The sequence below is a fragment of the Corynebacterium sp. genome (assembly GCF_012837295.1).
GTDB lineage: Bacteria > Actinomycetota > Actinomycetes > Mycobacteriales > Mycobacteriaceae > Corynebacterium.
In genome coordinates, this window is the sequence record NZ_DURI01000353.1 from 1 (window position 1) to 6,902 (window position 6,902).

General features: G+C 71.4%; 9 protein-coding genes. 1 reads left to right on the plus strand and 8 read right to left on the minus strand.

Annotated elements, in window-relative coordinates; genetic code table 11:
- From GX015_RS11625 to GX015_RS11645, 5 genes are all read right to left on the minus strand, one after another.
- Nucleotides 1-292: SAM-dependent methyltransferase (locus GX015_RS11625; RefSeq protein ID WP_291345323.1), on the minus strand; the 292-nt coding region annotated here is incomplete at its 3' end.
- Between the two features lie 68 nt (nt 293-360).
- The gene (hemC, locus tag GX015_RS11630; RefSeq protein ID WP_291345328.1) at nt 361-1,266 is read right to left on the minus strand and encodes a hydroxymethylbilane synthase; all 906 of its coding nucleotides are present in this window, start codon (nt 1,264-1,266) and stop codon (nt 361-363) included.
- Nucleotides 1,267-1,327: 61 nt separating this feature from the next.
- Entirely contained in the window at nt 1,328-2,743 is a 1,416-nt protein-coding gene (locus GX015_RS11635) for a glutamyl-tRNA reductase (protein WP_291345324.1), read from the minus strand.
- 13 nt (nt 2,744-2,756) lie between these two features.
- Nucleotides 2,757-2,918, minus strand: coding sequence for a hypothetical protein (locus GX015_RS11640; RefSeq protein WP_291345325.1), 162 nt, complete (start codon nt 2,916-2,918; stop codon nt 2,757-2,759).
- A gap of 224 nt (nt 2,919-3,142) precedes the next feature.
- Entirely contained in the window at nt 3,143-3,379 is a 237-nt protein-coding gene (locus GX015_RS11645; RefSeq protein ID WP_291345326.1) for a glutaredoxin family protein, read from the minus strand.
- 268 nt (nt 3,380-3,647) lie between these two features.
- Between GX015_RS11645 and GX015_RS11650 the strand changes: the two genes are divergently transcribed.
- Nucleotides 3,648-4,703 (plus strand): HAD family phosphatase, encoded by a 1,056-nt coding sequence (locus GX015_RS11650; protein WP_291345329.1) that lies wholly within the window; start codon nt 3,648-3,650, stop codon nt 4,701-4,703.
- A 19-nt stretch (nt 4,704-4,722) separates the two neighbouring features.
- Here GX015_RS11650 and GX015_RS11655 read toward each other — a convergent pair whose 3' ends face one another.
- The 3 genes from GX015_RS11655 to GX015_RS11665 form a co-directional block, all read right to left on the minus strand.
- Complete coding sequence (locus tag GX015_RS11655; protein WP_291345327.1) at nt 4,723-5,784, minus strand: lysophospholipid acyltransferase family protein; 1,062 nt, start codon at nt 5,782-5,784, stop codon at nt 4,723-4,725.
- Nucleotides 5,785-5,963: 179 nt separating this feature from the next.
- The gene (locus GX015_RS11660; RefSeq protein ID WP_003855542.1) at nt 5,964-6,065 is read right to left on the minus strand and encodes an AURKAIP1/COX24 domain-containing protein; all 102 of its coding nucleotides are present in this window, start codon (nt 6,063-6,065) and stop codon (nt 5,964-5,966) included.
- Between the two features lie 208 nt (nt 6,066-6,273).
- Nucleotides 6,274-6,465, minus strand: a complete 192-nt coding sequence (locus GX015_RS11665) for a helix-turn-helix domain-containing protein (protein ID WP_035120050.1) — start codon at nt 6,463-6,465, stop codon at nt 6,274-6,276.
- Nucleotides 6,466-6,902 lie beyond the last annotated feature (437 nt).

The following is a 6,902-nucleotide window of genomic DNA, read 5'->3' on the forward strand; positions in this document are numbered from 1 at the left end:
CGTCGGCGGCCGTCGGCGGCGCCGGGCGCGGCGGCTTGCGGCGCGACCCGGAGGCCTTGGCGTCGGCGCACAGGCGCTCGTAGGCCTCCTCGGCCTCGCGCAGGGCCTCTTCCGGCACCGGGAGATCGGCGGCGACGAGTTCGCGTACGCCCGGCATCACGTCCGGGTCGACGTAGGCGACGGAGGTGCCGGCGAGGACTTCGCGGGCGCGCAGCGTCAGCAGATCCGGGTTGCCCGGGCCTGCGCCGACGAACAGGATGCGTCCGGCGGGCGTCGTGCGAGGGGTGCTCATCGTGGTGGCGTTGCTTTTCTTCTCGGAGTTTCGGGGCGGGGACGTGGTGCGGGGCGCGGGCCCCCGGGTCAACGCAGGGTGTCGCCCATGACGTCGTGGGCGCCCTGCTCCAGCAGGCGCGCGGCGACGGCGCGGCCGATCTCCTCGGCCTCCTCCGGGGCGCCGACAGCGGCCTCGACCAGGCGGCGGGAACCGTCGAGGGCGAAGACCCCGGCGGTCAGCTCCAGGCTGCCGTCGTCCGTGATCTCGGAATGCGCGGCGACCGGCGCGGTACAGCCGGCCTGCAGTTCAGACAGGATGACGCGCTCGGCGCGGGCCCGGGCGTGCGACGCGGGATCGTCGAGCCGGCCGACGATGAGCGCCAGGCGCTTGTCCGCGGCACGGCACTCGACGGCCAGCGCGCCCTGGGCGGGCGCGGGCATGAGCACGTCGACGTCGAGCGACTCGGCGGCGCGGTCGAGGCGGCCGGTGCGGTCCAGGCCGGCGCGGGCCAGCACGACGGCGTCGAGGTCGTCCTCGACGCGGCCCATGCGGGTCTCGATGTTGCCGCGCAGCGGGCGGATGTCCAGGTCGGGGCGCACGGAACGCAGCTGGGACACGCGGCGCGGGGCGGAGGTGCCCACCTTGGCGCCCTCCGGCAGGTCGGTCAGCCGCACGTTGCCGCGGGAGACCAGAACCTCGCGCGGGTCGACGCGCGGGGGCACCGCGGCGATGATCAGGTCCTCCTCCGGCGCGGTGGGCAGGTCCTTGAAGGAGTGCACGGCGATGTCGCACACGTCTTCGCGCAGCGCGTGGCGCAGGGCCTGGGTGAACACGCCGATGCCGATCTTCTCCACCGGGTCGTGCCGGTTGGCGTCGCCCTCGGTCTTGATGATCACCAGCTCGGCCTCGTGTCCCATCCGGATCAGCGCATCGCGCACGTGGCCGGCCTGGGTGGTGGCCAGCTCCGAGCCGCGGGTGCCGATGCGGATCACGGGCCGGTCGTCGCCGGCCACGCTGGCGGTCTGGTCGGTGCTGCGGTTGTCGGTGTCGGTGTCAGCCACGGTTTCCTCCGGTTCCGGGTCGCATGATGCCCTCGATGTCCGCGGTGCCGCCCATGCGGCCCATGCGGTTGCCCACCATGAGGTCGGTGGGGATGTCCGTGTCCGCGTACAGCGCCTGCGGCGTGGACAGCGGAAGGTCGAACAGGCGCTGCAGGGCCTGCGCGTAGGACGTGCCGCCCGGTTCGCCGGACAGCTTCTTCACCTGGATCGTGGGCACGTGCAGGAGCTTGTCGACGACCCGGCGCACGGTCCGTCCGACCTCCTGCCGTTCGCGCTCGGTGAGCCCCGGGGTCTTGGCCTCCAGCCGCAGCAGTTCCGCGGAGACGACCTCGGCGGCCTTCTCGCGCAGCGCCTTCACGGTCGGCGCGACCTCGAGGGCGCGCTGCGCCTGCAGGTAGCCGCCGAGTTCCTCGTCGACGATGGCGCGGGCGGCGGTCTCGTCGTCGCGGCCCAGCTCGCGGGTGGAGGTCATCTGCAGATGCTCGATGTCGAACAGCGCGATGCCCTGCATTTCGCCGACGCCCTCTTCGACGTCGCGCGGCATGGACAGGTCGGCGATGGCCAGCGGGCCGGCGTCGCGGACGTCGTCGGCGCGCACGACCGGGCTCATGGCGCCGGTGGCGGTGACCAGGATGTCGACGTCGGCGAGAACCTCGCGGTAGTCGTCGAGCGAGATGCCCCGGGCGGGGATCCCCGCTTCGATGGCGTGGTCGGCCAGCACCTCGGCGCGGTCGAGGGTGCGGTTGGCGACGGTGATGTGGGAGACGCCCGCGCGCCCGAGATGCGTGGCGGCCAGGGAGCTCATGGCCCCCGCGCCGAGGATCAGCGCGTTGCGGCCGGCCAGGCCGTCGGAATCGCCGGGCCGGTAGTCGGGGTTGATCGCGCGGATCGCCTCGTCCACGGCGACGGACACCATGGAGGCGCCGGCTTCGTCGATGCCGGTCTCCGAGTGGACGCGCTTGCCGGTGTGCAGCGAACGCTGCGCGAGATCGTGGAGGGTGCGGCCGACGGCGCCGTGCTCGTCGGCGTCCTGGTACGCGGCGCGGATCTGGCCGATGATCTGCTGCTCGCCGAGCACCATCGAGTCCAGGCCGGAGGCGACCGAGAGCATGTGCTCGGCGGCGCCTTCCGCGTAGCGGACGTAGAGGTGCGGCGTCAGTTCATCGACGTCGAGGCCGGAGCGGTCGACGATTTCGCGGACCACGGCGGACAGCCCGGCGTGGAAGCCGCGGGCGGCGACGTAGTACTCGACGCGGTTGCAGGTGGAGACCAGCATCGCCTCGGACACCGCATCCTCTGCGAGGAGGCGGGCGAGGGTCTTGGGCTGATCGGCGTCGGCCACGGACACCCGCTCCAGCATGGACACCGGCGCGGACCTGTGCGACATCCCGACGAGCAGCACACTCACGGCATAACCACCGCTATCCGTTCCTCCTCCATCCGGCGTGGCACTTCGGCGGCCGGATCTCGATTTCCGCGCGTTCCACGCGGTCGGACACCGGCGCGGCGCGGATCTTGATCGGGGTGAAAACGGCGTGAACCGGGGCGACGGCGCCAAGCGCCGACCCCGGTGCGGAAGCCATCTCCACCGTGTCCTAGGCTCATGACAGGCGTTGTGCGCCCGCCCCCTGCCGTGGGATCATCTTCAACAACGGTAGACGGTGGCGGGGATATTCCACAAACGCGCCCATCCCCCATGTCGCCCCGGTGGCGGCGCCGCGCGGCGCGCGTTCACCGCAGATCCGGGGGGATCCGGGGCAGTCCGGGGCGGTCCGGGAACGAATGCCCCCTCCCCCATCCCGGAATTTCAGCTCAGTGCGTCGACGAGGTCCTCGTCGTCGATTTCCCAGCAGGCGATTTCCTCGCCGTCGACGAGCACGACCGGCACCCGGTCCCCGAACTCCACCGCATCCGCGCCGTCGCCCGCGTCGACGTCGACGACCTCGACGTCCGCGCCGAACCGTTCCGCGATGGGCCGGATCTGCGCCTCGACGCGGGCGCAGGAGCCGCAGGTCGCGCGTGTCATGAGCGTGACGACGGACATGCCGGCACCCCTTTCGTCGTTCTCTTTTTCTCGTTCCGCCGCCGTGGGCGGGCGGACCAGGGCCGTTTCCCGCGACATGGTCGACCGACGGCGGGCGGGCCGGGGGAAGCATACGATGAACGCACCGGCGCCTTCATCGAGGGGCCACCGGACAATCGGGCCACCGAACCATCGGACGATGAAATCACGGCCCCGGCTCGACCGTCCGGCGCAATTCCCCGAAGCTTAGGACACCGCAGTGCTCACTCCAGGATCCGATCGACCGCCGCTGCTCCCCGGCGACATCCTGTCGGAGCTGCTGCCCTCGCAGGGCACGGTGCGCAACTTCCTGGAGACGGTCGCGCTGCACCCTCTGGACCAGGAGTCGCAGCGCGCCGCCGGCGAAGCGGCGGCCCTCGCGGCGATGAGCGAGGTCTACGGCATCGAATCGGACGAGCTCCTGGTCGGATTCCGCTCGGTCCACGGCGCGGTCGACGCGGCCGGGGGCGCGGAAAAGCTGTCCGAGCCGTCGCCGGACATCCCGCAGGACGTCGGCGCGGCGGCCTTCTTCGACGTCGACAACACGCTGGTCCAGGGCGCGTCGATTTTCCTGTTCGGGGCGGGCCTGGCCCGGCGCGGATTCTTCGACTACCGCGAGCTGGCCGGGATGCTGTGGAAGCAGATCAAGTTCCGCGTCTCCGGTTCGGAGGACCCCGACGACATCGCCGGGGCCCGCGAGCAGGCGCTGGCGTTCATCAAGGGCCACCACGTCGACGACACCCGGGCGATGGCGGAGGAGATCTTCGACGAGATCATCGGCGACCGCGTCTACTCCGGCACCCGCGAGCTGGCGGACCTGCACCTGCAGTCAGGGCAGGAGGTGTGGCTGGTCACCGCCGCCCCGGTGCAGTTGGCGCAGATCATCGCGCGGCGCCTGGGGCTCACCGGCGCGCTGGGCACGGTCGCCGAAGTGGAGGACGGCGTGTTCACGGGCCGTCTCGTCGGCGACATCCTCCACGGGCCGGGCAAAAAGCACGCGGTCGCCGCGCTGGCGGCGTCGTCGGGGCTCGACCTGTCCCGGTGCGCGGCGTACTCCGACTCCGCCAACGACGTTCCCATGCTGTCGATGGTGGGCACCGCCGTGGCCATCAACCCCGACCGCCGGTTGCGCCGCGTGGCGCAGGAACGCGGGTGGTCCATCCGCGACTACCGCCGGTTGCGCCGGACCATGTTCATCGCCGCCCGCTGGGGCGTCATGGCGATCGCGGCGGGCGGATCCGCGGCCGGCGGATACCTCGCGTGGACGCAACTGCGCGCTCGACGGGCCCGCGGGCCTCGCGCGTAACCGGCGGACGGCGCCGCGCTCAGTAGAACGCGCTCTTGCGCTCCCGCAGATTGCGCAGCAGCGCGGCCTGGATGCGCCCCTTGATCTCGTCGGACAGCCCCAGGATGGACACGGGATCGTCGTCAAGCCGAAGCGGCGGGGACGCGCCCTCCCCCGCCCCGGGAGCCTCCGGAGGATCCTCCATGAACCCGGCCCGGTACGTTTCGGCCCACTCGCGCGGCTCGACGGGATCGAGGACGTCGATGCGCCACTTCGACGGCAACGGCACCGCGCCGGCCGCGCCCAGCCACGGGAAGAACGGCGTCGTGGGAATGTACGGGATGCCCAGCCCGCGGGCGATCGACAGCACCACGTCGCGCACCAGCTCGAGCAGCGCCGCCCGCTCGGCGGCGCCCTCCGCCCCCAACGCCCAGCCGGGCAAGTTCTTCAACGGCGTCGACGCGCCCTCCGCCAGCACGTCGGCCACGCCCCACACCAGCGACTCCAGCGCCTCGTCCACCGGGGCGGCGCCCTCCGCCCGGCCGATGTTCGACGCCTTCATGCCCTCCGCCCCCAACAGCGCCGACCCTCGCAGCACCGAGCCCAGCTGCGGGTAGATCTCCTCCGCGCCGGTGATGGCCACCGGCACGATCGGCGCACCATGGCGCAGCGCGGTCGCCGCGAAACCGCCGCGGCCGAAGGCCTGCAGCTGATACCGCTCGGTGTACGGCTTGCCCAGGCCGCGGTAGCCCTCCGGAAACACGCCGACCATCTCGCCGGCCTCCAGCAGGTTCCCCGCCGCATCCCGGCTGGCCCGTACCGCGCCGACCTTCGACGCCAGCTCCGACACCACCGGCAGCGAAAACGCGACATCGCCCGCGAGCAACCGCAGCAGCCGACCCGAACCCCGGTGCAGCGACAGCTGCGTCATGATCGCGTCAACCGGCAGGTTGCCGGAATGGTTGGCGACGATCATCACGGGGCCATCGGCGGGGATGCGGTCCCCGCCGTGCAATTCCACGCGAAACCAATGGTCGTGCAGCGGGGCGAGGGCGGGGAACCACGTGTCCTCGACGAACTCGAGGTCGGGTTCCGGGTACATGCCCATGACGATACCGGTCGGCATCGGCGTTCACCCGCGCATCGGGCATGCATCCGCCGTGCAATCGCCATGCCTCCGACATGCGCTGGGCCGCTTCCCCGGAAACGGCGAAACGCCCGCCCCACGTGACGTGGGACGGGCGCCGTGGGCCCTCGAAGCGGGAAAACCCGCTCCGTGACCTACTTGCCGAGCTTCCGGCGCTGCACTCGGGTGCGTCGGAGCATCTTGCGGTGCTTCTTCTTCGACATGCGCTTGCGGCGCTTCTTGATGACGGAACCCATCGGCTCGACCTCGCTATTCGTTGACTGCTGTGCTGGTTATCGCGACCGACGCGGTGCCCCGGGCGCCATCTCCGCCGGAGGGCGGAGGGCGAATCATGGGGCGCGTCGGGCGCCAATCGGGTCAATCATAGCGGGGAGCCGGGTGCCGGGGTCAAACGCCCCTCACCCGCCACCGTGCGCGCAACGCGGCGAACGACCCGAGGGGGACTTACCCGGCGTCGTAGAAGGACGAGTCCAGGTACGTCTTGACCGCGCTCTCGTGGACGCGGAAGGAACGGCCGACACGCACCGCCGGCAGCTCGCCGGCATGGACCAGGCGGTACACGGTCATCTTCGACACCCGCATGATCTCGGCGACCTCGGCCACCGTCAGAAACGTCCCGTTCTCGGCATTCGTCATTATCGTTTTCCCTTCAACGCACTCCGCGCGCTGCAGGCTTCCCCTCCTGCAGAGACTGTGAACACGCGGTCGCTTCCTAAACCCTACCGTTATCGATGGTGCCAATGCGATACAAGGGCGCGAATGGGGCAACCGTTGCTTCTGGTGCTGGTGCGCCCCGAGGGCATCGTGCGGCCCGTTCCGCGCCGTCATCTGCGAAAACCCTCCCGGGAGGCCGGGAGGGTCGAATTCGGGCGCATTCGCCCGGGGTGGTCGGCCGGGGGCGGCGCGCGCGGAACCGTTGCCGCAGATCTCCTACCCGCCTTGGCTTTACGACGGGCGGGCGTGGGTCACTTGCCCGCCGGGCGCCCCATCGACGCGGACTTGTCGTGGCAGGCGCGCATCGCGCGGATGACGGCCCGGCGCAGCCCCTCCTCCTCGAAGGTGCTCGTCGCCGC